Annotated in this window: 16 protein-coding genes; 7 read left to right on the top strand and 9 right to left on the bottom strand. The window is 66.1% G+C overall.

Translation table 11 applies throughout. The features are described from left to right. Window positions 1-6: 6 nt before the first annotated feature. Window positions 7-2,238, bottom strand: a complete 2,232-nt coding sequence (locus ACW6W5_RS15090) for a TonB-dependent siderophore receptor (RefSeq protein WP_152151825.1) — start codon at window positions 2,236-2,238, stop codon at window positions 7-9. Between the two features lie 391 nt (window positions 2,239-2,629). Here ACW6W5_RS15090 and ACW6W5_RS15095 point away from each other — a divergent pair, with 391 nt between their 5' ends. Together ACW6W5_RS15095 and ACW6W5_RS15100 are read left to right on the top strand one after the other, a co-directional pair. After that, window positions 2,630-4,990 (top strand): TonB-dependent receptor plug domain-containing protein, encoded by a 2,361-nt coding sequence (locus ACW6W5_RS15095; RefSeq protein WP_152151861.1) that lies wholly within the window; start codon window positions 2,630-2,632, stop codon window positions 4,988-4,990. Continuing rightward, the gene (locus tag ACW6W5_RS15100) at window positions 4,990-6,285 is read left to right on the top strand and encodes an aminotransferase class V-fold PLP-dependent enzyme (protein WP_152151827.1); all 1,296 of its coding nucleotides are present in this window, start codon (window positions 4,990-4,992) and stop codon (window positions 6,283-6,285) included. Before ACW6W5_RS15095 ends, ACW6W5_RS15100 begins: the two co-directional genes overlap by 1 nt. Window positions 6,286-6,348: 63 nt before the next feature. Here ACW6W5_RS15100 and ACW6W5_RS15105 read toward each other — a convergent pair whose 3' ends face one another. From ACW6W5_RS15105 to ACW6W5_RS15115, 3 genes are all read right to left on the bottom strand, one after another. After that, the gene (locus ACW6W5_RS15105; RefSeq protein ID WP_152151829.1) at window positions 6,349-7,641 is read right to left on the bottom strand and encodes a DUF445 domain-containing protein; all 1,293 of its coding nucleotides are present in this window, start codon (window positions 7,639-7,641) and stop codon (window positions 6,349-6,351) included. Window positions 7,642-7,708: 67 nt separating this feature from the next. Continuing rightward, window positions 7,709-8,599, bottom strand: coding sequence for a plasmid replication/partition related protein (locus ACW6W5_RS15110; protein WP_121041595.1), 891 nt, complete (start codon window positions 8,597-8,599; stop codon window positions 7,709-7,711). A gap of 79 nt (window positions 8,600-8,678) precedes the next feature. After that, window positions 8,679-10,031, bottom strand: a complete 1,353-nt coding sequence (locus ACW6W5_RS15115; protein ID WP_152151831.1) for an omega-aminotransferase AptA — start codon at window positions 10,029-10,031, stop codon at window positions 8,679-8,681. Window positions 10,032-10,145: 114 nt separating this feature from the next. On the opposite strand from ACW6W5_RS15115, the gene ACW6W5_RS15120 reads away from it, so the two are divergent. Continuing rightward, entirely contained in the window at window positions 10,146-11,648 is a 1,503-nt protein-coding gene (locus ACW6W5_RS15120) for an aldehyde dehydrogenase (protein ID WP_152151833.1), read from the top strand. A 6-nt stretch (window positions 11,649-11,654) separates the two neighbouring features. Here the strand turns inward: ACW6W5_RS15120 and ACW6W5_RS15125 are convergent, their stop codons facing one another. Continuing rightward, complete coding sequence (locus ACW6W5_RS15125; protein WP_152151835.1) at window positions 11,655-12,290, bottom strand: hypothetical protein; 636 nt, start codon at window positions 12,288-12,290, stop codon at window positions 11,655-11,657. 172 nt (window positions 12,291-12,462) lie between these two features. On the opposite strand from ACW6W5_RS15125, the gene ACW6W5_RS15130 reads away from it, so the two are divergent. After that, window positions 12,463-13,740: an MFS transporter gene (locus ACW6W5_RS15130; protein ID WP_121041609.1), complete on the top strand. Its 1,278-nt coding sequence runs from the start codon at window positions 12,463-12,465 to the stop codon at window positions 13,738-13,740. On the opposite strand, the gene ACW6W5_RS15135 is transcribed toward ACW6W5_RS15130, so the two are convergent. The 4 genes from ACW6W5_RS15135 to ACW6W5_RS15150 all read right to left on the bottom strand — a co-directional run bounded on the left by ACW6W5_RS15135 (window position 13,741) and on the right by ACW6W5_RS15150 (window position 19,878). Then, the gene (locus ACW6W5_RS15135) at window positions 13,741-14,202 is read right to left on the bottom strand and encodes a bacteriohemerythrin (RefSeq protein ID WP_152151837.1); all 462 of its coding nucleotides are present in this window, start codon (window positions 14,200-14,202) and stop codon (window positions 13,741-13,743) included. Window positions 14,203-14,272: 70 nt separating this feature from the next. Beyond that, window positions 14,273-15,619, bottom strand: a complete 1,347-nt coding sequence (locus ACW6W5_RS15140; protein ID WP_152151839.1) for a diguanylate cyclase — start codon at window positions 15,617-15,619, stop codon at window positions 14,273-14,275. A gap of 742 nt (window positions 15,620-16,361) precedes the next feature. Next, entirely contained in the window at window positions 16,362-17,957 is a 1,596-nt protein-coding gene (locus ACW6W5_RS15145; protein ID WP_152151843.1) for an MASE1 domain-containing protein, read from the bottom strand. Window positions 17,958-18,591: 634 nt separating this feature from the next. Further along, window positions 18,592-19,878, bottom strand: coding sequence for an NAD(P)/FAD-dependent oxidoreductase (locus ACW6W5_RS15150; protein WP_152151845.1), 1,287 nt, complete (start codon window positions 19,876-19,878; stop codon window positions 18,592-18,594). Between the two features lie 197 nt (window positions 19,879-20,075). Between ACW6W5_RS15150 and ACW6W5_RS15155 the strand changes: the two genes are divergently transcribed. The 3 genes from ACW6W5_RS15155 to ACW6W5_RS15165 all read left to right on the top strand — a co-directional run. Then, window positions 20,076-20,834 (top strand): gamma-glutamyl-gamma-aminobutyrate hydrolase family protein, encoded by a 759-nt coding sequence (locus ACW6W5_RS15155; protein WP_152151847.1) that lies wholly within the window; start codon window positions 20,076-20,078, stop codon window positions 20,832-20,834. Next, complete coding sequence (locus ACW6W5_RS15160; protein ID WP_123728825.1) at window positions 20,831-22,228, top strand: glutamine synthetase family protein; 1,398 nt, start codon at window positions 20,831-20,833, stop codon at window positions 22,226-22,228. Before ACW6W5_RS15155 ends, ACW6W5_RS15160 begins: the two co-directional genes overlap by 4 nt. 132 nt (window positions 22,229-22,360) lie before the next feature. Beyond that, window positions 22,361-23,040, top strand: a 680-nt coding sequence (locus ACW6W5_RS15165; protein WP_152151849.1) for an extracellular solute-binding protein, incomplete at its 3' end; no start/stop codon positions are given.

Raw genomic sequence — 23,040 nt, forward strand, 5'->3', positions numbered from 1 at the left:
CCGGTGTCAGAGCTTCCAGCGCAGGTTCAACATCACGTTGCGCGGTTCGCCCCAGTACACGCCGTTGTAGAAACCGACGTTGCTGTAGTACTTCTTGTCGAGCAGGTTGTTGACGTTGAGCTGCGCGGAGAAGGTGTCGTTGAAGCGGTAGCCGGCGAACACATTCACCAGGTAGAACGCATCCTGGGTGATGAACGCCGATTCGGTACGGCCGCTGGTCGCGTAATCCGCGCGCGGCTTGGTGCTGGTGCGGTAGATCCGGCTCTGCCAGGTCACCCCGCCGCCCAGCGAGAGGCGGTTCCATTCACCGCTCGGGCGCCAGCTGGTGTTGAGGCGGAACGTGTCCACCGGGTTGGTGGTGTTCTGCGCCACGCCGGCCTGGTTGCGGATGGTGGTGTGCGCGAAACCGGCCGAGAGGTTCCAGTTCTCGGTCAGGCTACCCTGGGCTTCCAGTTCCCAGCCCTTGACCTTGTTGCCCTTGCCGGTGGACCGGTAGGCACTGCCGCCATCGGGCAGCGAGGCGGCCGGTACCGAATCGTCGAGCTCGGCCACATTGTCCTTCTCGCCCTTGAACACCGCGGCGGAGGTGTTCAGGCGCCCGCCGAAGAATTCACTCTTCAGGCCGGCCTCCCACATGTCGCCGACCACCGGCTCCAGGTAATCGTTGTTCTTGTCGCGGTAGTCCTGCGGCTGGAAGATGTCGGTGTAGCTGGCGTAGGCGCTGAACTGCCTGCTGAAATCGTAGACCAGGCCGAAATAAGGGGTCAGCGAATCGTCCGGCTTGTAGCCGCCGCGGGTGGTACCGGTGCGGTTGCCGGCCGCATCGTTGGTATAGCGCCAGCTGCGGGTTTCCCAGCTGCCATAGCGCGCGCCGAGCACGGCCAGCAACGGATCGGCCAGCTGCAGGCGGGCGGCCACGTAGGCAGCCTTCTGCGTCAACTCGTTCTCCGAGGCCAGCCAGTCATGCCGGGTGAGCGGCAACGGGGCGACATCCCCGGTCCAGGTGCGCCAGTCCGGTACCACATCGTAGCCCGGCGGCTGCGTGAATTCCGAGGCAGGCGATTCGCCCTTGCGAACCGACTGGCCGACGCCGAACACCAGTTCATGCTCGCGGCCGAACAGCTGGAACGGGCCGCTGGCGTTGAGGTCGAACACGTTCATTTCGCTGCGTTCGGCGAAATGCGAGAGGTAGGCGCGCACACCGGTGCCATCCGGCGCCGGGTAGCCCTGCGCGCCATACCAGACGTCGCCATCGGTGTTGCGCTTGGCCTGGGTCGCGCTGGCCTTCAGCGACCAGCCGTTGCCGAGCTGCTGCTCCAGGCGCACGAAGGTGGTCTTCTCCACGATCGGCCAGCTGCTCCAGCGTGCCGAGAGGTTGGTCGAGCGCGGCAGGTTGGCCGGCGTGCCGTCCGGACCCCAGTACGGCACCACGCCCCAGGTCACGCCCTTGGTTTCCGGCGACTGGTAGTCATAGCCGACTTCGAACAGGGTGCTGTCGGTCAGGTCGGCCTGCACGATGCCGTAGAACACGTCCTTGTCCAGACGGTACACATCGCGGAAGGAATCGCTCTGCTGCTTGGCGGCGACGAAGCGCGCACGCACGCGGCCGTCCAGCGCGACCGGGCCGCCGATGTCCGCTTCCAGGCGCTGGTTGCCCCAGCGGCCCAGGGTCAGCCCGGCGCTCATCGCCATCTCCTGGGTCGGGCGCTTGCGGACCATGTTGATGGTGCCCGACGGGTCACCGGCACCGGTGGTCAGGCCGGTCGCGCCGCGGACCACTTCGATGCGCTCGTAGATCGCGCTGTCGGTGTTGGTCTTGAGCGAGCCACCAAACGTGTTGAGCATCCCGTCGATCTGGAAATTGGTGATGCTGTAGCCACGCGAGATGTAGTTGATGCGCTCCGAATCGGTGACCGATACATGCACGCCGGTGACCTGGCCCATCACATCGGACAGCGCGTACAGGCCCATGTCGTCCAGGCGCTGGCGGGTCAGCACGGTGACCGACTGCGGCGTGTGGCGCAGCGACAGGTTCAACTTGGTGGCGGTGCTGGCCTGCTTGACCGTGTAGGCGTTCGGGATATCCCCGTCGGCGGTCACCTTGATCGTGTCCAGGGTGGTCGCATCGCCAGGTTCGGCCTCGGCGAACGCCGGCAGCGCCGGGCCGGCGAGGGCAGCAACGAGGGCGATCGCCAACAGCGATGGCCGGGACAACGGTGAAGCGGACGAGCAGGGCATGGCAACACTTCCAGTGTGGGAGAACGTCAGCGCGCCACGCACAGCGGCGCTGCCGAAGGCAGCAGGGCAGGCAAGGCAGCGGATCAGGGGGTGTACACGGGGCGTTGCGCGGGGAAGGCGTGGTGCATCCGGGCGCCGGTTGGCTAGGCGTACAGCCGATCAGTGAATGATAGTCATTATCATTTCGTTAGACAAGCGTTATGCCGCTGTCGAAGCCATGCAAGGCCGTGCGCTGGCGTATGTGTGGCGCGCGATAAGACCGTCGCCTGCGTGTCACTGCCGGGCAATATCGCGTCAACAGACTGTGAGGATGTCGTGACACGCCGTCACGGCATCCCCCATCTGTTCGTTTGCGGAGTCGTCAGTGAATCGTTGTGTGCTTGCTGTAGCGCTGTTGTCCGTCCTTACCTTCGCCACGGCCGCCGATGCGCGTGCCGAGGCCGCCCCGGCAGGGACTGCCGCGGCCCCCGCCACCCTGGACACGATGATCGTCACCGGCACGCGCGGCAGCAACCGCACGCAGTTCGATACGCTGGCCCCGGTGGACGTGTTCTCGCAGGAAGAGATCCAGGCGATCGAATCCTCCGACCTCAACGACGTGCTGGCCCAGCTGGTGCCTTCCTTCGTGGTCCAGCGCATGCCCATGAACGACGGGCTGGTGTTCGTGCGGCCGGCCACGCTGCGCGGCCTTTCGCCGGACCAGACCCTGGTCCTGGTCAACGGCCGCCGCTTCCATCGTTCGGCCCTGTTGGGCGCGCGCGGTGCGCAGGGCCCGGACCTGGCGCAGATTCCGGTGCATGCGATCCAGCGCATCGAAGTGCTGCGCGATGGCGCGTCGGCGCAGTACGGCTCGGACGCCATCGCCGGGGTGATCAACATCATCTTGGATGACCGCGTCGGCGGGGAACTGTCGCTGGGCCTGTCCGAATACAGCGAAGGCGATGGGACCGGTCGCAAGATCGGCGGCCGCCACGGCTTCGCGCTGGGTGACAAGGGCAGCCTGTCGCTGTTCGCCGACTGGGACAAATCCGATGCGACCTCGCGCAGCCGCCAGCGCGCCGATGCGATCGCCTTCCAGAACGCCCACCCGGATCTGGTCGTGCCCGATCCGGTGCAGCGCTGGGGCCAGCCGGACCTGGAAAACCGCCATTTCGGCTTCAACCTCAACTTGGCCTTGAACGACAGCGTCGATCTCTACGGTTTCGGTCTGTACGGTCACAGCGAGGGCGTCAGTGATTTCAACTGGCGCAATCCCGATGGCACGGCCTCGATCTACAACCGCAGCCGTGTGTTCCCCGGCTGGGATGCGCGCAGCCTGTACCCGACCGGTTTCAGCCCGAAATACGGCAACGAACAGGACGACCTGCAGGGCGTACTCGGTCTGCGCGGCTACTGGGGCGAACGCTGGCGCTGGGATGTGAGCGGCTCCTACGGGCGCAACCGCATCGACTACACGCTGGGCAACTCGATCAATGCCTCGCTCGGCCCGGACAGCCCCACCTCGTTCTACCTCGGCCGCCTCTCGCAGGAAGAGAAGAACCTCAACGCGGATATCGTCTACTCGCTGCCGGTCAGCGCGCTGGCCGCACCGATCAACATCGCCTTCGGTGCGGAAACGCGCGAGGAAACCTACGGCGTGGATGCCGGCGATCCGGCGTCGTATGCGATCGGCCCGGGGGCGGTGACCGGCCTGGCCGGTGGCGCCAACGGTGCGCCGGGCTTCAGTGCGGCCAATGCCGGTCGCTGGAGCCAGCGAAGCCGCGCGGCGTACATCGATGTCGAAGCGCCGTTGACCGCCCGCTGGACCGTCGGTGCGGCCACCCGCTACGAGCACTTCTCGGCCTTCGGCGAGAGCGTGGACGGCAAGCTCTCCAGCCGCTTCGAGTTCACTCCGGACCTGGCCGTGCGCGGTTCGCTTTCCACCGGCTTCCGTGCGCCCACGCCGGGTCAGCTGTACACCCAGAGCACCCAGCAGGGCCTGGATACCGTGACCTTGCAGGTGTTCACCACTGGCCGCCTCGCGCCCAGCGATCCGCTGGCGATCCAGCTCGGCGCCCAACCGCTCAAGCCGGAGCAATCGCGCACCGCCTCGCTCGGCCTGACCTGGAAGAACGACCTGGGCTTCTCCGGCTCGGTGGACCTGTACGACATCAAGGTCACCGACCGCTTCAGCCAGTCGGCCTCGTTCGCAGTGCCGGCCGGCGTGCCCAATCCGCTGGCGTACACCTCGGTGAGCTTCTACACCAACGATTTCGACACCACCACGCGCGGTGTCGACGTGGTCGCCAGCCACACCACCGCGCTCGGCGCGGGACGGCTGAGCACCACGCTGGGCTACAACTACAACCAGACCCAGGTCGACAGTGGTGCCACCGGCGTGGCCACCAATGAAAGCCAGCGCCGCATCTTCGAAGAGCGCCTGCCGCGGCAGAAGGCCACGCTCAGCAGCACGTATGCGTGGGGCCGCTTCAGCGTGCTCGGCAAGCTGCGATACTACGGGGCATGGACGGACTCTTCGGGCAATGCCACCGGCGACATCTTCCAGCGCTTCGGGGCGATGAGCTTCGTCGATCTGGCGGTGAGCTGGAATGTCACCGAGCAGCAGACGCTGCGGATCGGCGCGGACAACCTGTTCAACCGCTATCCGGACGAGGCCAGCTTCCAGGCCAGCCGTGGCCTGATCTATTCGCGGAACGCGCCGTATGACACCGACGGCCGCAACCTCTACGCCGAATACCGGATCCGCTACTGATGGACCGGCAACGACGCTCTCTTCTGCGTGGCGCACTGGCCCTGCCAGTCGCCGCGGCACTGTCCGGTGCGACTGCCATGGGCGCTGAGCCGATGACGCTGCCGGCAGTGGGCACGCGCACGCCGGCCGAGCTGGCCGCCGACGAAACCTGGTGGGCCCAGGTGCGCGCGCTGTACGACCTCACCGACGAGGTCGTGATGCTGGACAACGGCTACTGGGGCGCAATGGCGCGCCCGGTGCTGCAGGCCTACCAGCAGGCCACCGCCACGGTGAATGCCGGTAACGCCTGGTTCGGGCGGCTCGCGTTTCCACCGCTGTTCGAACAGGCCCGCGTCCGTCTGGCGCAGGTGCTGGGCGTGGAGACCGACGAGATCGTGCTCACCCGCGGTGCCACCGAGGCGATGCAGGTGCTGATCGGCAGCTACCGCGGGCTGTCGCCGGGCGATGCGGTGATGTACGCCGACACCGACTACGACAGCATGATCAGCGCGATGCAGTGGCTGCAGGCGCGGCGCGGCGTGCAGCCGGTGGCGATCACGCTGCCCGAGCCGTTCGACCACGACAGCATCGTGGAGACCTACCGCCGCGCGCTGACCGCCAACCCGCGCGTGCGCCTGCTGCTGCTGACCCACGTCAACCACCGCAACGGCATGCTGCTGCCGGTGGCCGAGATCGCCGCGCTGGCCAGGGCGGCCGGCGTGGAGGTGGTACTCGACGCCGCGCACGGCATTGGCCAGGTGGACACGCCGCTGCGCGCGTTGGGCGTGGATTTCATCGGGATCAACCTGCACAAGTGGATCGGCGCGCCGGTCGGTGTCGGGGCGGTATATGTCCGCCGCGGGCGGGTGCGTGACCTGGATCCGTACATGGGGGAGCAGGACCACGACGACATCCGCACCCGCGTGCACACCGGCACGGTCAATTTCGCCGCTTACATGGCGCTGCCGGCCGCACTGGACCTGCACGAGCGCATCGGCGTGGCCAACAAGCGGGCGCGCCTGCTGCGCCTGCGCAATCAGTGGATGGACGCGTTGCGCGGCGACGCGCGCATCCAGCTGCTCGGCTCGGACGACCCGCGCCTGTCCAGTGCGATCACCTCGTTCCGGCTGCGTGGGCAGACCACGATGCGCGACAACACGGCCACCTCGCAGCGGATGGTGAAGCAGTCCGGCGTGTTCGTGGTGCCGCGCGAAGGGCTGGCCTCGGGCGCCTGCCTGCGGGTGACGCCAGGCATCTTCAGTACGCCGGCGCAGATGGACGCACTGGTGGCGGCCGTACGCGCGGTCGCGGGCTGACGTGCCCAACGACGCTGGCGGTGTTTCCGCCAGCGTCGCCAGTCGATGCGAGCGGTTATCGCGTTACCAGTGGAACCATACCGTCAGTGCATGCAGGATCACGCCGATCAGGCCACCGACCAGGGTGCCGTTGAAACGGATGAATTGCAGGTCGCGGCCGACGCTCAGTTCCAGCTGCTCGACCAAGTGGCGTTCGTCCCAGCTTTTGACGGTCTGTGCGATGTGCTCGGTCACGCCGCTGCGCAGCCGCGTGGTCAGGCGCTCGGCACCGTCCATCAGGTGCTGGTTGAGCGCCTCGCGCAGCGACGGGTCGGCCTGCAGTGCCTCGCCCACCGAGGCCAGGCTGCGGCGCAGATGGCCGGCCAGTGCGGAGTCCTCGCTGGCCAGGTCGGCTCGCAGGCTGGCATGGATGCGCGCCCACAGGCCCTGCACGTACTCCTGCACGGCCGGGTGGTCAATCACCTGCTGCTTGAGCTGTTCCACCTTCTCGGCCAGGGCCGGGTCTTCGCGCAGCCGCTGGATGTAACCGCTCAGCCAGGTTTCGTAATCGCGCCGCAGCGGATGCTCGGGCTGGGCCAGGATCTGCTGCAGTTCCTCCAGCACCGCATGCGCCAGGCGCTCGGCAAGGGTGTCACCGATCTCGTCGATGGGCTTGACCCAGTTGACCGTGCTGGCCAGCTTGGGCCACTCGCGCTGGATGTAGCCCACGATCAACGTGGACGCGCGGTCTTTGACCTTCTCGTTACCCAGCCATTCGCTGATCCGGGTCAGGCCTTCGTCCAGCACGCGCTGGTGGCGGTTGTCGGCGGTGAGCAGGCCGAGCAGTTCCCCCGCGGTGGCGGCCGCATTCCATTGCCGCAGCTGCTGGATCACGAAGCCCTGAATGCTGCGCCGGACGGCCGCTTCATCGAGGAAGTCCAGCGCCTGCAGGGCCCAGCCGCGCGCCATGTCGGCCAGCATGCGGGCTCGCGCCGGCTCGGCCAGCCAGCTGCCCAGGCGGCTGGCTGGATCGAATACCTGCAGCCGGGCCAGCAGGGCCTGCGGTTCCAGGAACTGGTCGCGCACGAACAGCGCCAGGCTGTCGGCAATGCGGTCCTTGCTGCGCGGGATGATCGCGGTATGCGGGATGGGCAGGCCGAGCGGCCGACGGAACAGGGCCACCACCGCGAACCAGTCGGCCAGCGCGCCGACCGCGGCAGCCTCGCAGAAGGCCGAGACCCAGGCCCAGATGCCGCGTTCGCCGTGCCAGTGGCTGACCGCGAAGCCGGCCAGCATCGCCACCAGCATGGCCAGGGCGATCAGTTTGAGCCGACGCAGCTGGGCGCGGCGCGGGTCGGGAGGGGAGGTGGGCGTCATTGCGGCAGTTTAACGACCCCGGCATGAGCAACAGGTAGTGCCGGCCGCTGGCCGGCACTACACCGGATCAGGCGTCGGCCATCCCGCTGTCCGCCACCTGCTTGCGCAGCGCGGCCAGCTGCTGGCGCAGGGTGTCGTTTTCCAGGGTCAGCGCGATGATGCGCTGGCGCAGCTCGGCAGGGCCTTCGCCCAGGGCGTTGAGCGCATCGGCGATCTCGGCGGCGCGGCTGGGGTCGGCCTCGGCCTCGCCGTCGGCACTGTGCAGCACCTCCTGGACCGGCTTGCGCGGCTTGCGCTTGGACTCGCGCACGCGCTTGGCGGCCTGCTTGAGCTCGTCCTTGCCGGCGGCGGCCGCGGCGCGCTGCTCGTCTTCGGGCAGATCAGCCACGGCGGCTGCGGCGCTGATCGAGATCACACCGGTCTTGACCGCTTCCACCAGCTCCGGTGCGGCCTGCTTGTGGATGCGCTCGATCATCGTCACCTGGCTGCTGCTCAGGCGCGCTTCGCGGGCCATGTCGGCGCGGCTGACCTTCGGCGCGGCGGCCCACGGCGGGCTGTCTTCGTCACCGGCATCGGCCGGCCCGCTGATCTCGCCGTCGCTTTCCTTCTGCAGCTGGGCCTGGTCGGCGCGGTGGCGCTCGGCCAGGATGTCGCGCTTGCGCAGCGCCAGCACGCCACGCTGGAAATCGGAGACGCTGCGGCGCCCCAGGTGCTGTTCGATCATCCACAGGTGGACGTCATCCATCGACTGGAAGCGGGTGTTCTGGATCGTCTGGAACGGCAGGCCGTGCTTCTGGCAGATGCCGTAGCGGTTGTGGCCATCGACCAGTACCTCGCCCCACAGCACCAGCGCATCGCGGCAGCCCTCTGCGAGGATGCTGCGCTCCAGCGCGTCGTGCTCGTCCGGGGTCAGCGGGTCGATGTAGGCCTTGAGTTCTTCTTTGACGACAATGTCCATGCAATCCGGTACGCGAGCGAAACGTGACCGACCATTGTAAGGATCGCGGCGGTCGCCGTCGTCGCCGGCGGATTCAGCCTCAGCCGGTGGCGCGGATCATCTCGCCCAGTACGTCCACGATCCGGTCGATATGGCTGCGCTCCAGTATCAGCGGGGGCGACAGCGCAATCACATCGCCGGTGCAGCGCACCAGCAACTGGCCATCGCGGAAGCAGCGCTCGAACACCTCGTAGCCACGCGCGCCGGGGGCGTCCTTGCGCGGCATCAGCTCGACAGCACCGATGAGCCCAAAATTACGGATATCCACCACATGCGGCAGCCCGCGTAGGCTGTGCAGTCGCTCCTGCCAGTAGTCGCCCAGCTCGATGGCGCGCTCGAACAGATGCTCTTCGGCGTAGGTATCCAGCGCCGCCAGGGCCGCTGCGCAGGCCAGCGGGTGGCCGGAATAGGTGTAGCCGTGGAAGAACTCGATGGCGGCCGGCGGCCCCTGCATGAACGCGTCGTGGATCGCATCGCTGGCCAGCACCGCGCCCATCGGCACCGCGCCGTTGGTCAGCCCTTTGGCCAAGGTCATCAGGTCCGGGGTAACCCCGAAGCGCTGCGCAGCGAAGGCGTTGCCGACCCGTCCGAAACCGGTGATCACCTCATCCAACACCAGCAGGATGCCGTGCTGGTCGCAGATCTCGCGCAGGCGCTGCAGGTAGCCCGGTGCGGGCAGGATCACCCCGGCCGAGCCGGCGATCGGCTCGACGAACACCGCCGCGATCGTGGACGCATCGTGCAGTGCGATCAAACGCTCCAGGTCGTCTGCGAGTTCGGCGCCGTGGCGCGGCAGGCCGGGACTGAAGGCATTGCGCTCCAGATCGAGCGTGTGGCGCAGGAAGTCGCTGCCGGCCAACAGCGGCCCGAACGTCTTGCGGTTGTTGGGCAGGCCGCCGATCGACAGGCCGCCGAAGCCCACGCCGTGATAGGCCTTTTCGCGGCCGATGAAGCGGGTGCGGTGGCCCTCGCCGCGCAAGCGGTGGTAGGCCAGCGCGATCTTCATCGCGGTGTCGACTGCTTCGGAGCCGGAGTTGGTGAAGAACACATGGTTCAAGCTCGCCGGTGCCAGCGCAGCGAGGCGCTGGGCCAGCACGAACGGCAAGGGCGAGCCCATCTGGAACGGTGGCGCGAAATCCAGCGTGGCCGCCTGCTGCTGGATCGCCTGCACGATCCGCGGCCGCGCATGCCCTGCGTTGCAGCACCACAGGCCGGCCGCGCCATCCAGGATCGGGCGGTCGTCGACGTCGTGGTAATACATCCCCTCGGCGCGCACCAGCAGGCGCGGGGCGGCCTTGAACTGGCGGTTGGCGGTGAATGGCATCCAGTAGGCATCCAGGTCTGCGGGTACCTGGCTGGCCAGGATCGACAACGACGGTTCGGGACGAGGCATGAGGCACTCCGCAAGGGCGCGATGGTCACGACTTTATCGCACTCGCCTCACGTCATCCCGTGACGGCGACGGGTATAACCGCCTTACCCGACTGAGTGGATGAGGACGACGCCGATGACCCCCGCACGCACCCGCGACGACTGGCAGCGCCAGGCCGATGCACTGACCTTCCAAGGCCAGGCGTTCATCGATGGGCGCTACGTCGATGCGGCCAGTGGCGCGCGCTACGACTGCATCAGTCCGATCGACGGGCGCGTGCTGGTGCAGGTGGCCGATGCCGATATGGTGGACGTCGACCGTGCGGTCGCGGCGGCGCGGCGCAGCTTCGACGCGGGCGACTGGTCGCGGGCCGCACCCTCGCACCGCAAGCAGGTGCTGCTGCGGCTGGCCGATCTGGTTGAACAGCATGCCGATGAGCTTGCGTTGCTGGAAACCCTGGACATGGGCAAGCCGGTGCGGGACGCACGCCAAGGTGATCTGGCCGGTGTGTTGCGTTGCCTGCGCTGGACCGCCGAGGCGGTGGACAAGGTGTATGGCGAAGTCGCCCCGACCGCGCTCGACACGCTGGGCCTGATCACCCGCGAGCCGGTCGGCGTGGTGGCGGTGATCGTGCCGTGGAACTTTCCGCTGCTGATGGCCTCGTGGAAGATCGCGCCGGCCTTGGCGGCGGGCAATTCGGTGGTGCTCAAACCCTCCGAGCGCTCGCCGCTGAGTGCGATTCGTCTGGCGGCGCTGGTGGCCGAGGCGGGGGTGCCTGATGGTGTGTTCAACGTGCTGCCGGGCCATGGTGAGCGCACCGGCGAACCGTTGGCGCTGCACATGGATGTGGATGCGCTGGCGTTCACCGGGTCTACCGCCGTGGGCCGCCGGTTGCTGCAATGCGCCGGGAAATCGAATCTCAAGCGCACCTGGCTGGAGTGCGGCGGCAAGAGCCCGAACCTGGTGTTTGCCGACGCGCCCGATCTGGACAAAGCTGCGCAGGCGGCAGCCACCGCGATCTTCTACAACCAAGGCGAGGTGTGCACGGCCGGCTCGCGTTTACTGGTCCAGCGCTCGATCAAGGACGCCTTCGTGGCACGGGTGCTGGCGTATGGCCGGCATATGCAGCCGCAGCATCCCTTCGAGCCGGACGCCGCGATGGGCGCACTGGTCGACGAGGCGCATGCAGGCCGCGTGCTGGATTACGTAGCACGCGGTGAGGCCGATGGCGCGCGCCTGCTGCTGGGCGGCAAGCGGCTGGAGGTGGTGCCCGGTGGCAGCTACGTGGAGCCAACGGTATTCGACGAGGTCGATCCGCAGCACACCATCGCCCGCGAGGAGATCTTCGGGCCGGTGCTGTCGGTGCTCACCTTCGATCACGAAGACGACGCACTGCGCATGGCCAATGATTCCATCTACGGCTTGGCCGCCGGGGTGTGGACGCGCGATCTGGGCCGCGCACATCGGGTGGCACGCGGGCTGCGCGCGGGCAGTGTATGGGTCAATCAATGGGATGGTGGCGACATGACCGCGCCGTTCGGGGGCTACAAGCAGTCCGGTATCGGCCGTGACAAATCCCTGCACGCCTTCGACAAGTACACCGAGCTCAAGGCGACCTGGATCCACCTAGGCGGGTAACGCCGGTCAGCAGTCCTGGTCTTGACGGATGAGTGACTCTCGCAGCAGGTCGCGGTCCATCTCATCCACGGCGTTGCGCAGATAGTCGATCTGCTGCCGGGTCAGGCGGCACGGGTCCACCGTGTAGCCCGGTGGCCATGCGCCGATCAGCTGGAAGATGCCGTGCACGATCTGCTCCGGGGTCATCCCCGCCTTCATGCGGAAACGCTTGGGTCTGGTCTGGAATGCCGGGTGTACCTCGCGGTCGCCCAGCACGCGCGGAACCAGCGAGGCGGCATCGATACCGCTGCCCGTCAGCGAGCCCGGCACGCTCAGGTCCAGTGCGGCGCGTGGTGCCTGCGGATCCACCGCCGCAGCAGGCGATGAGATGGTTTGCGTGGGCACGCGTGGCACAGGCAGGCGTGCCCACGCCGGGGACTGCGGTGCGGGTAGCGAGAAAGTCACCGAGGGTGGGGGAGCCGGCGCAGGCAGCGCCCGCGGCAGCCAGTACACCGCCAAGCGGGTTTCCTCGGCGGTGCCGTTGTTGGGGGCCGGTGAACGCAGCAGCACGCCCAGCATCAGCCCGTGTACAACGATCACCACCACGATGGCGGCGGGCTGCGCCCAGCGCGAGGCGGTGGCACTCTTCCGTGAGGCTGACATCCGGGACCGTCCTGGTGGGGTGACCGCGGTCAGACCCTGCGGTGCCGGGGAAGTTCCTGCCCGATGCGCAGGCCGCCGACCCGGTCACAGGCTGACAGTCTCGTCTGCAACCATTGCGGCACCCAGCGGAAGGCCGTGGCAGAATCCGGCAGCTGCCTTTTCCTGCGACCCGATGTCCACACCTGCTGTCGCGCCTGTCGTGAACTCTCCCCGCCGCATCCTGCTGGCGAGCCTGATCGGCACCACCATCGAGTTCTTCGATTTCTACATCTACGCCACGGCGGCGGTGCTGGTGTTCCCGCACCTGTTTTTCCCGGAGAGCAGCGATGGTGCGGCGATGCTGCAGTCGCTGGCGACCTTCGCGGTGGCCTTCATCGCGCGGCCGGTCGGCTCGGCGGTGTTCGGTCACTACGGTGACCGCATCGGGCGCAAGGCGACGCTGGTCGCTGCGCTGCTCACGATGGGCATCTCCACCGTGGCGATCGGCCTGCTGCCCACGCATGCCAGCATCGGGTTGGTGGCGCCGGCCCTGTTGGCGCTGTGCCGCTTCGGCCAGGGCCTGGGGCTGGGTGGGGAGTGGGGCGGCGCCGTGCTGCTGGCCACCGAGAATGCGCCGCCCGGCAAGCGCGCCTGGTACGGCATGTTCCCGCAGCTGGGCGCACCGCTGGGCTTCCTGCTTTCGGCCGGCATCTTCCTGCTGCTGGGCCGCGCGATGAGCGAGGCCGACTTCCTGCAGTGGGGGTGGCGCGTGCCGTTCCTGGCCAGTTCGCTGCTGGTCGGCATCGGCTTGTGGGTACGCCTGAACATCCACGAGACCCCGCAATTCCAGGCCGCGCTGGACCGCAACGAGCGGGTCAAGCTGCCGATGTGGACGGTGCTGCGCGAACATCCGCTGACGCTGGTGCTGGGCACCCTGGGGGCATTCGCCACCTTCGTGCTGTTCTACCTGATGACGGTGTTCACCCTCGGCCATGGCACCACCGTGCTCGGCTACTCGCGCGAGCAGTTCCTGCTGCTGCAGATGGTCGGCATCCTGTTCTTCGCCGCCGGCATTCCCATTTCAGCCTTGTATGGCGACCGCTGGGGCACGCGCCGCACGATGATCGTGGCCAGCGGCCTGATCCTCGCCTTCGGCGTGGTGTTCGCGCCGCTGTTCCAGGCCGGCAGCCCGTGGCTGGTGCTCGGATTCCTGGCGCTGGGGCTGTTCCTGATGGGCCTGACCTACGGCCCGTGCGGCACCTTCCTGGCCGAGATCTACCCGGTGCAGGTGCGCTATACCGGCGCCTCCTTGTCGTTCAACCTGGCCGGCATTCTCGGTGCCGCACCGGCGCCGTATGTGGCCACCTGGCTGGCCGAGCGCTATGGCCTGGTCGCGGTGGGCTATTACCTGTGCGTGACCGCACTGGTCACCATCGTTGCCTTGCTGGCGATGGGGCGGCGCGGGCGCTGATCAGCGGAAGAAGCGCTTGAGCGTGCGGCCCAGCCAACTACCCTGCTGGTGGTCGCGCGCGAACTGGTTGAGGTGCTGTTTGACCTGCGGCGCGTACGCCTTGTCATCGCCACGGATATGGTTGAACAGCCAGCGCGACAGCATCGTACGCAGCTCTTCGGTGATGTCCTCACCGGCCTGGAAACGGAGCCGGTACTCGCCCACGCGCTTGCCGAAGATCTCGTGCACACGCTTGTGCGCCGAACAGAACGGGTACCCGGCTTCCTCCATCAGTTCTTCTTCGAAGGCGAAGTGGGACATCGTGTAGTCCACCAGTTCGTCGATGACCTCGGCCACGGCCAGCCGCTCCAGGCTCTTCTGGGCGACGTGCAGGTGGTTGAGCATCTCCACGATGCGCATGTGCTGGTGATCGATGACATCGATACCGATGTTCAGATCGTCCTGCCAGACCAGAAGTGCCATGGTGCGTTCCCCGCGCTGTTCAACTGGGGGCGACTCTAGGCAGTCGCGGCCGGGGCCGCGTTGATCTCGATCAAGGCGCCAGGGCAGGCTCGCGCTGGCGTGGGCCGGTCGCCACGGTAGCGCAGTGGACGCGATTGCGGCCGCCGGCCTTGGCCAGGTACAGCTGCCGGTCGGCCTCGGAAATCAGCCGGTGCAGGGAATCGCGCTGCGGCCGCAGGCAGCACAGCCCGATGCTGACCGTCATGCGCAGGGTGGTGTGGCCCAGGTCGACCTCCAGCGCGGCGATGGTCTGGCGCAGTTCGTCGAAGTACTGCACGGCCTGCACTTCATCCATGCCCGGTACCAGCAGGCAGAACTCCTCGCCCCCGAAGCGTGCGATCAGATCGTCCTCGCGCGCATGCTGGGCCACCGCTGCGGCCACCGCGCGCAGCGCATCGTCGCCGGCCTCGTGGCCATGGGTATCGTTGATGTGCTTGAAGTGATCGATGTCGATCATCGCCACCGCGACCTGTTCACCGTCCAGGTGCAGCTGCGGCAGCTGGCGCTGACTCTGCTCCAGGAAGCAGCGACGATTCGGCAGGCCGGTCAGGAAATCGCGGGTGGCCAGGTCCTGTAGCGTGCCGATCAGCTCGAGCTGATCCACGTTCTGCGAGACGCGGCAGAAGAACTCCTCGCGCGAGAAGGGCTTACGCAGGAAATCGTTGGCGCCGTTCTTGAGGAAGCGCGGAATCAGCGACGGATCGGTATTGCCGGAAATCCCGATCACGGCGAGCTTGTCGCGCGAGCGCATCGTGCGCAGACGGCGGGTGAATTCCACCCCCTCCATGCCGGGCATTTCCTGGTCGACCACGGCCAGCCGGATCGCCGGGTGGGCCTCGACCGCCTTGAGTCCCTCGGCACCGTCGGCGGCCTCGTAGACGTCGTGCCCGTACATGCGCAGCAAGGAGGCGGCGTACATCCGTGCCGACATCGAGTCGTCCACCACCAGCGCGGCAATGCGCCGGTTGCGCTCCAACCGCTGCACCAGCCACACCAGATAATCGATGCTGCCCGGAGTGTTCTTGAGCACGTAATCGATGATCTGCTGCTGCAGCACGCGCTTGCGCAGATCCTCGTCATACACGCCGCTGACCACCACGGTGGGCAGCCCGCGCGACAGGAAGTAGTCCACCACGGTATCGCGGTCGCCATCGGCCAGCACCAGCCCGGTCAGGACCAGGAACCAGCCCTGTTCCTCATCCAGCAACCGCCCGGCCTCGGCCAGGCTGGTCGCCACCGAGACCGGCAGCTCCAACCGCTGCTCGATCGCCTCGCGCAGCATGCTGGTGAACGTGCGCGAGTTTTCCACCAGCAGGATCCGCTGGGGCAGGGCATCACCGGGGTCGCTGAGAACAGCGCCCTGCAACAGTGCCGGCATGAGGCGTACGCTCGATTCCGAGTGGGTCGGGACTGGTAGCGGCCGTTTCACATGCAACTTTAGGGGGAGGGGGTGCCGCGCAATGTCGCAGCCTCCGCCTGGCTGCCGTGTGGCTCGTCGTCCTGTGCTGGCGGCTCAGGCGGTCCCCGTTTGATCGATGGACGTCCGCTTACGGTTACTATCGCTGAAGTTCCCCTCGACGTTTTAATCAGGAGGTAAATGTGCGCATTCCAAGGATTGTGGGTGTTGTGGGTGTCGTTATTCTCGCGTCGGTTCCAATGGTTGGAATGGCGCAGTCAGATGGACACGGAACTCCTTTGGCAAGAAGTGGACTGGGCAAGGCGCAGCCGATAGCTGTCGATCTGAGTTTAGATCCACAGTGGCACGTGTACGGGTTCACGCGCGATGGAATCTCCTATTTCCAGGTGAATGATCTCGTGGGGCGTGTTCAAGTGATCATCGGAAATGTGGACGATGACTTCTGGACCCTGCCCGCTGGCGAAAGCTCGGCGAGTGTCTCGTTGCCGCTGCAACGCGTACAGACACCAGTAAACGCAGCGAGGGCCGAGATTTATCGAGGTTCCCGCTTCTCGCTGGTTCTCTACGGACACGGCAATGATGCTGTGTGGTCCGTAGAGGTCGCAGGTCAGCAGCCTTAGAATTCCGGTACTTAGCCGGCGTTGACGTGCTACCGCCCGTAGTGCCGCAGCACGTCAACGCACCTTGGAGGGCACCGGACGGCCTATTGTCCAGATCGGATGCTCTCCCGCACCCAGTTTTGCCGTGGGATGTCTGTCGCTCTGGCGGATGAGCGCGCGACCGCCTCCCTGAGCACTATCCTGATCCGATTGCGGCGGCAGTTTACAAAGCCGCCGTACGCAAGAGGCAGGCCGGCCAAATGCTCACCCACCATGGCGACGGTTGTTTCGGACAACGGTTGTGCTGAATCAAGCAGTGCTACCACCACAAGGATTCCCCGTTGCAACCCAAACCTCCCGCATCGGGCGCGGACAATTATCTGTCCAAACTCATGTTCCAAAAGCAGGGGCACGGCTTCAACAATTGCACGATAGGCCGCCAGCTGCAGGCCTGTACTCAACATGCAGGGGTCCCCTTCCAAGCGAGGCCGAGTCACCCGGTTGCTCTGGTCCCAGGATTCACGCACGCCGCCGGCCTGCAGGGCAACGTAGAGACCCAGCTGATCCAAAGTTGTGGGATAGACCATGCTTGCCTGGGCGCGGAACTGCTGTGAATGCACCGTTGCAGTGTTCAGAAGCGCGTTTGCTATCTCATGGTGGCCCTGCAGTTTCAGCCAGTTCACCACCTCTTTAAGCGACACCTCAATGCCATCGCCAAGCTTCCTGAGATGAAGCGCACGTTCGCGAAGACCTTTTTCACTGGCCATATGTGAATTGCGGGCCAGTTTCAGGGCATTTCTCTCGCCGTCATCGCGAATCCGATAGCGATGATAATAGTGCGTAATGCGCGAGCCGAATAAAAGCAGGGCGACACTCGCAATGGCCATGATCATCTGCGTCGTAAACGTTGTCTGATCAAATGCCAACGGATACGGTTTTGGCGTTGTGAGTCCAATGATGAGATTGAGCGATGGCACGGCAATTGCCGCCCCACGCCAACCAAGCAGACAGGTGAGAGCTATCGCCGGTAGCGCCATCAGCAGTTGCAGGCTGCTCTTGATCGTGGCGGATTCTGCGGGAATGAGGGCAGAAGCGATCCCGGTCAAGATCATCAGTGCCAGTGCGGCGATGCTCGGCGCCAGGAAACGCCCTGTCCATGCCGGTTCGGTGCGCCTGCTTGCCCAGAGCAGGGCAAGAGGAACGACCGTCAGAATGCCTATAAAGTCACCCACCATGTAGCGCGCCGCGCCGGTGAGGAGTGGTATGTCTGGAGTCGGCCAAAGCAAGTGCATCAGGACCAGATTCAACGAGGTGACGGCTACGGCTGATGCCGCGCCAACCGAGAGCAACCAAGCCTGCGTGGTGGCGATCACCATTCTGCGGTGCAGTCGCACGATCATTGCCACCGTGGGCATCAGCGAGACGGAGGCGAGAACGACCCACGTCAGCCCGTACTTCTCCACCATCGGGTAACGCATCTGGGCGAAGTAGGCGTACTCACCCAGGAACAGATAGGGCCACAGTCGTGGTGGACAGAGCAGGAGTGCAGCCACGCGTATGCCAGCAGGCAGGTAGAACTGGTCGAGGGACAACTTGCGCGCGCCCCAACATGCAAAGGCGTAGATGACGGCAAGAACAAGCCCGATCGGCTCGATGCGCAGATTCACCTGAAGTCCATTTTTCCACCATTCTCCTCGCACCGGCTCCCCCTGTTCGTGCCTTCAACGTCCCTGTGTATCAATGCCGCGATCAGATTGGACGGTATATATACGCGCCGGATTATGCAATTGCGCAAGTGGTCCGGCGTGATGGCGCGCACAGCGTATGGATACACATGTAGACACGTGTCACGCCCATGGGCGTGACAAATATCTCATTTTTTTATGAAACTCTTCACGCCGGTCATGGGGGCCGCATTCGAGCTGCGCCGCGGACATGCAGATGACTCCCCGTGGTTGAGGAGTGCCAATCTCTGCCACTGAGGGCATTGATATGACGCATTCTCCACACTTCGCTGGTCTGTGACGCGCGGCGTGCACAGCACGGCAAGCGCTCTCATACCATCTGCTGGCACTCGCCGTTCTGGAGCTGCCGGGAAATGGAAAGCCCGTTTTCAGATCCCGCGCCGTGTCTCACTTTTCCGACGTCGGGGATCAGCGCAGCGCGAGTAAACGATGGGGAAGATCATCTTCGCAATTCTGGGCCAGGCGGTCACGACGCACCTTGAGTCTCTGAAAATGTCGAATCGCTGCAAGGGCTCCAATCCGCCGCCGCGCAGTACCCGACCGGCACCGCCACCGAACCCGCCACCCCCTCCGAAAGCCCCTTAAGCCCTCACCACAACGCGTCCCGCAGTTTGTACCAGGACATCGCCGCAACCAGCAGCGGGGTCCGCAGCATGCGCCCGCCGGGGAAGGGGCGGTGCGGAATGCGTTCGAATACATCCAGGCGCTCCGCCTGGCCGGCGATGGCTTCGGCCAGCACTTGGCCCGCCAGGCCCGCCGCGGCAACACCGTGGCCCGAGAAGCCCTGCGCGAAATAGACATTCGGGGTCAGTCGGCCCCAGTGCGGGGCGCGGTTGCGGGTGATGTCCACATAGCCGCCCCACACGTACTCCAGCTCCACGTCGGCCAGCTGCGGAAACACCGCGCGCATGCGCCGGGTCATCACACCGCGCAGGCCAGGCGGGGGTAGGGCGGAGTAGCTCGCTTGGCCGCCGAACAGCAGGCGGTGATCGCGGCTGAGGCGGAAATAGTCCAGTGCCCAACTGACATCGGCCACCGCCATGCCGTTGCGGATCAGCGATTCCGCCCGCGCCTGCCCAAGGACCGCACTGGCACCGATATAGGTGCCAACCGGCATGATGCGCGATTCCAGCTCCGGCGCGATGCCCTCCAGCCAGGCATTGCCGGCGATCACCACGTGGTCGGCGCTGACCGTGCCGTGTGCGGTACGCAGCTGCGGTCGGGGCCCGCGGATCAGCTGCAGGACCGGGGACTGCTCGTGGATCACCGCGCCGGCCGCCTCCGCGGCACGGGCCAACCCCTGCGCGTAGGCCAGCGGATGCAGGTGGCCGCTGTGGGGATCGAACATCGCCCCGCGATAGCGGGGGCTGTCCAGCTGCCCGCGCAGCTGCGTGCGGTCCCACCATTGCAGGGGATAGTCGTAGCGCTGGGCCAGATCGATCAGCCCGGCGCGCAGCATGCGCTCCTGGCGGGGTTTGATCGGCACGCTGGCGTGGCCGTCGCGCCAATCGCACTCGATCTGGTGATGGGTGATGCGATCACGCAGCAGGCGCATGCCATCGCGCGAGAACTCGAACAGCGCCCGCGCGTCTTCAGCACCCACCAGATGCTCGAGCGTATCCACTTCGCAGCCGTAGCCGACGATCGCCTGGCCACCGTTGCGGCCGGACGCACCCCAGCCCACGCGGTGCGCCTCCAGCAGCACGACGCGATAACCGCGCTCGGCCAGGGTCAGGGCGGCGGACAGGCCGGTGTAGCCGGCACCCAGCACGCAGACATCGGCGCTGAGATCGCCCGTCAACGGTTCACGTAGCGGCGCGCCCGGCACGCTGTCGGCGTACCAGCTGGGTGCATGCACCTCGCCGGCAGCCGTCATGCCGGGCACCGGCGGGAAGAGGACAGGACAACAATCATGGACAAAGGATGCCAGCAACCGGCGCGCGGGACAGGGCTCAGTCTGTCGCAGCTACTGCCGCCGGCGTGTGAGGGGCGCGCGCGCCGACGGTGGTGCGCTGTGTTGCGCGAGGTCTGCGCACGGGGGTAACGTGGCTGCAGGTCATCCGAGCATGACGCATGGTCTCGCCCCCTTGGGTCGGCCTGCCCACCGACAGCACGATGCTGGGCCATCACCGCTTCGCGGCGGCGGGTGAGAAGTACATCCGCGCGCTGGCCGAGGCGGCCGGTGTCACCCCGGTGCTGCTGCCCAGCCTGCAGCCGCCGTTGCCGGCCGCGCATTGGCTGAGCCGCCTGCACGGCCTGCTGCTGACCGGCGCGGTGAGCAATATCGAACCGCATCTGTATGCCGGGCCCCCGAGCTGGCCCGGCAACCGCCATGATCCGGCGCGCGATGCGAACGCGCTCTCCCTGTTGCATGAGGCGCTGGCCCGCGACCTGCCCGTGCTGGCGATCTGCCGGGGTTTCCAGGAATTGAACGTCGCGCTCGGTGGCAGTCTGCACCCGCGCGTGCACGCGGTGCCGGGCATGAACGATCATCGTGAAGACCCGGAGGCGCCGGTCGAGGTGCACTATGGGCCGGCGCATGCGGTCCAGCTGTGTGAGGGTGGTTGGCTGGCCGGCTGGGCCGGCGCGCCCACGGCACGGGTCAATTCCGTGCACGGGCAGGGCATCGATCGTTTGGCCGAGGGCCTGCAGATCGAGGCCGTCGCTGAGGATGGCCTGATAGAAGCCGCCCGCAGCACCGCGCATCGTTTCGTGCTCGGGGTGCAGTGGCATCCGGAGTGGCGGGTGGCCGACAATTCGTTCTATCACAGCATTTTTCACGCTTTCGGCGATGCTTGTCGCCGCAACTCTCTTACAGCAGACCGGTCATGACCACCCGAACGCGTTCGCGCAAAGCCGCCGCCCCCAAGCCTGTTCCGCAGGAGAGCACGCTGCTGCGCTGGCTCAAGGACCGGCGTATCACCGAGGTGGAGTGCCTGGTGCCGGATATCACCGGCAACGCGCGCGGCAAGATCATTCCGGCCGACAAGTTCTCGCACGATTACGGCACACGTCTGCCGGAGGGGATATTCGCCACCACGGTCACCGGCGAATTCCCGGACGACTACTACGAGCTGACCTCGCCCTCGGACTCGGACATGATCCTGCGCCCGGATGCCGATACGGTACGGATGGTGCCCTGGGCGACCGATCCGACCGCGCAGGTCATCCACGACTGTTTCACCAAGACCGGTGAGCCGCATGAGCTGGCCCCGCGCAATGTGCTGCGGCGCGTCCTCAATGCCTATGCCGAACTGGGCCTGCGCCCGGTGGTGGCACCGGAGCTGGAGTTCTTCCTGGTCCAGAAGAACACCGACCCGGATTTCCCGCTGCTGCCGCCGGCCGGCCGCTCCGGGCGTCCTGAAACCGCGCGCCAGTCGTACTCGATCGATGCGGTGAACGAGTTCGATCCGATCCTCGATCTGATGTACGACTACTGCGATGCGATGAAGCTGGACGTGGATACGCTGATCCATGAATCCGGCGCCGCACAGCTGGAGGTCAACTTCACCCACGCCAATGCGATGGATCTGGCCGATCAGGTATTCCTGTTCAAGCGCACCATGCGTGAGTCGGCGATGCGCCACGGCATCTATGCCACCTTCCTGGCCAAGCCAATGGAGAACGAGCCGGGCAGTGCGATGCATATCCACCAGAGCCTGCTGCGGATCAGCGATGGCAGCAACGTATTCACCGGCGAGCATGGCGGTGAGGATTTCAGCCCGTTGTTCGGCCATTACCTGGCTGGCCTGCAGAAGTACGTCCCGGCGGCGATGGCGTTTTTCGCTCCGAACGTGAACTCCTACCGCCGGCTGATGTTCGGCGAGGTTTCCCCAAGCAACGTGCACTGGGGCTTCGACAACCGCACCTGCGGGCTGCGCGTGCCGCTGGATACGCCGGAGAACATGCGGGTGGAAAGCCGATTCGCCGGTTCGGATGCCAACCCCTACCTGGCCATCGCCGCGACCCTGGCGGCGGGGCTGCTGGGCATCCGCGAGCAAGGCTCCCCGACCGCGCCGATCAGTGGCAGCGCCAAGGAGCTGGGCTATGACCTGCCGCGCTCGCTGGGCGAGGCGCTGGACGGGCTGGAAGGCTGCCCGGAACTGCGCGAGATGCTCGGCGAGCGCTTCTGCCGCGCCTACGTGTCGGTCAAGCGCAAGGAATACGAGACCTTCTTCCGGGTGATCAGCTCCTGGGAGCGCGAGTTCCTGCTGCTCAACGTCTGACCCGAGGCACCTGATCCGGCATGGCCGTGAGGGCCATGTGCTGGGAAAATGGGGGCATGCCCGGTAGGCTGGCACCCGTTGCGCCGGTCCGGCCGGTTCCCCCCAACTCGCACCTGACCTGTGGAGAGTCCGATGAAGCTGCGAATCCTCACCCTCGGCATTGCCGTATCCGTGCTGACCGCCTGTGGCGGCGGTGACAAGCAGGACGACGCCAAGGTGCTGAACGTCTACAACTACAGCGATTACATCGCCGAAGACACCATCCCGAACTTCGAAAAGGCCACCGGCACCAAGGTGACCTATGACGTGTTCGACAGTGATGAGATGGTCGAAACCAAGCTGTTGGCCGGCAACAGCGGCTATGACGTGGTGGTGCCAACGCTGAACTTCTTCGGCCGCCAGATCAAGGCCGGCGTGTTCCTGCCGCTGGACAAGAGCAAGATCCCGAACCTGGCCAATCTCGACCCGGAGGTGATGAAGCGCATCGCCCAGCAGGACCCGGGCAACGAGTACGGCGTGCCGTACATGATCGGCACCACCGGCATCGGCTACAACGTGGAGCTGCTCAAGCAGCGCTTCGGTGGCAGCACCGACATCGCCAACAGCTGGGATCTGATCTTCAAGCCGGAAAACATCGCCAAGATGAAGGACTGCGGGATCACCATCCTGGATACGCCGTCGGACATGATCCCGATCGCACTGCACTACCTGGGCGAAGATCCGCACAGCCAGGACCCGGTCACGCTGGAGAAGGCCGCCGCGCTGCTCAAGACGATCCGCCCGTACGTGCAGAACTTCCACTCCTCGCAGTA

Source organism: Stenotrophomonas sp. IS26 (assembly GCF_054188265.1).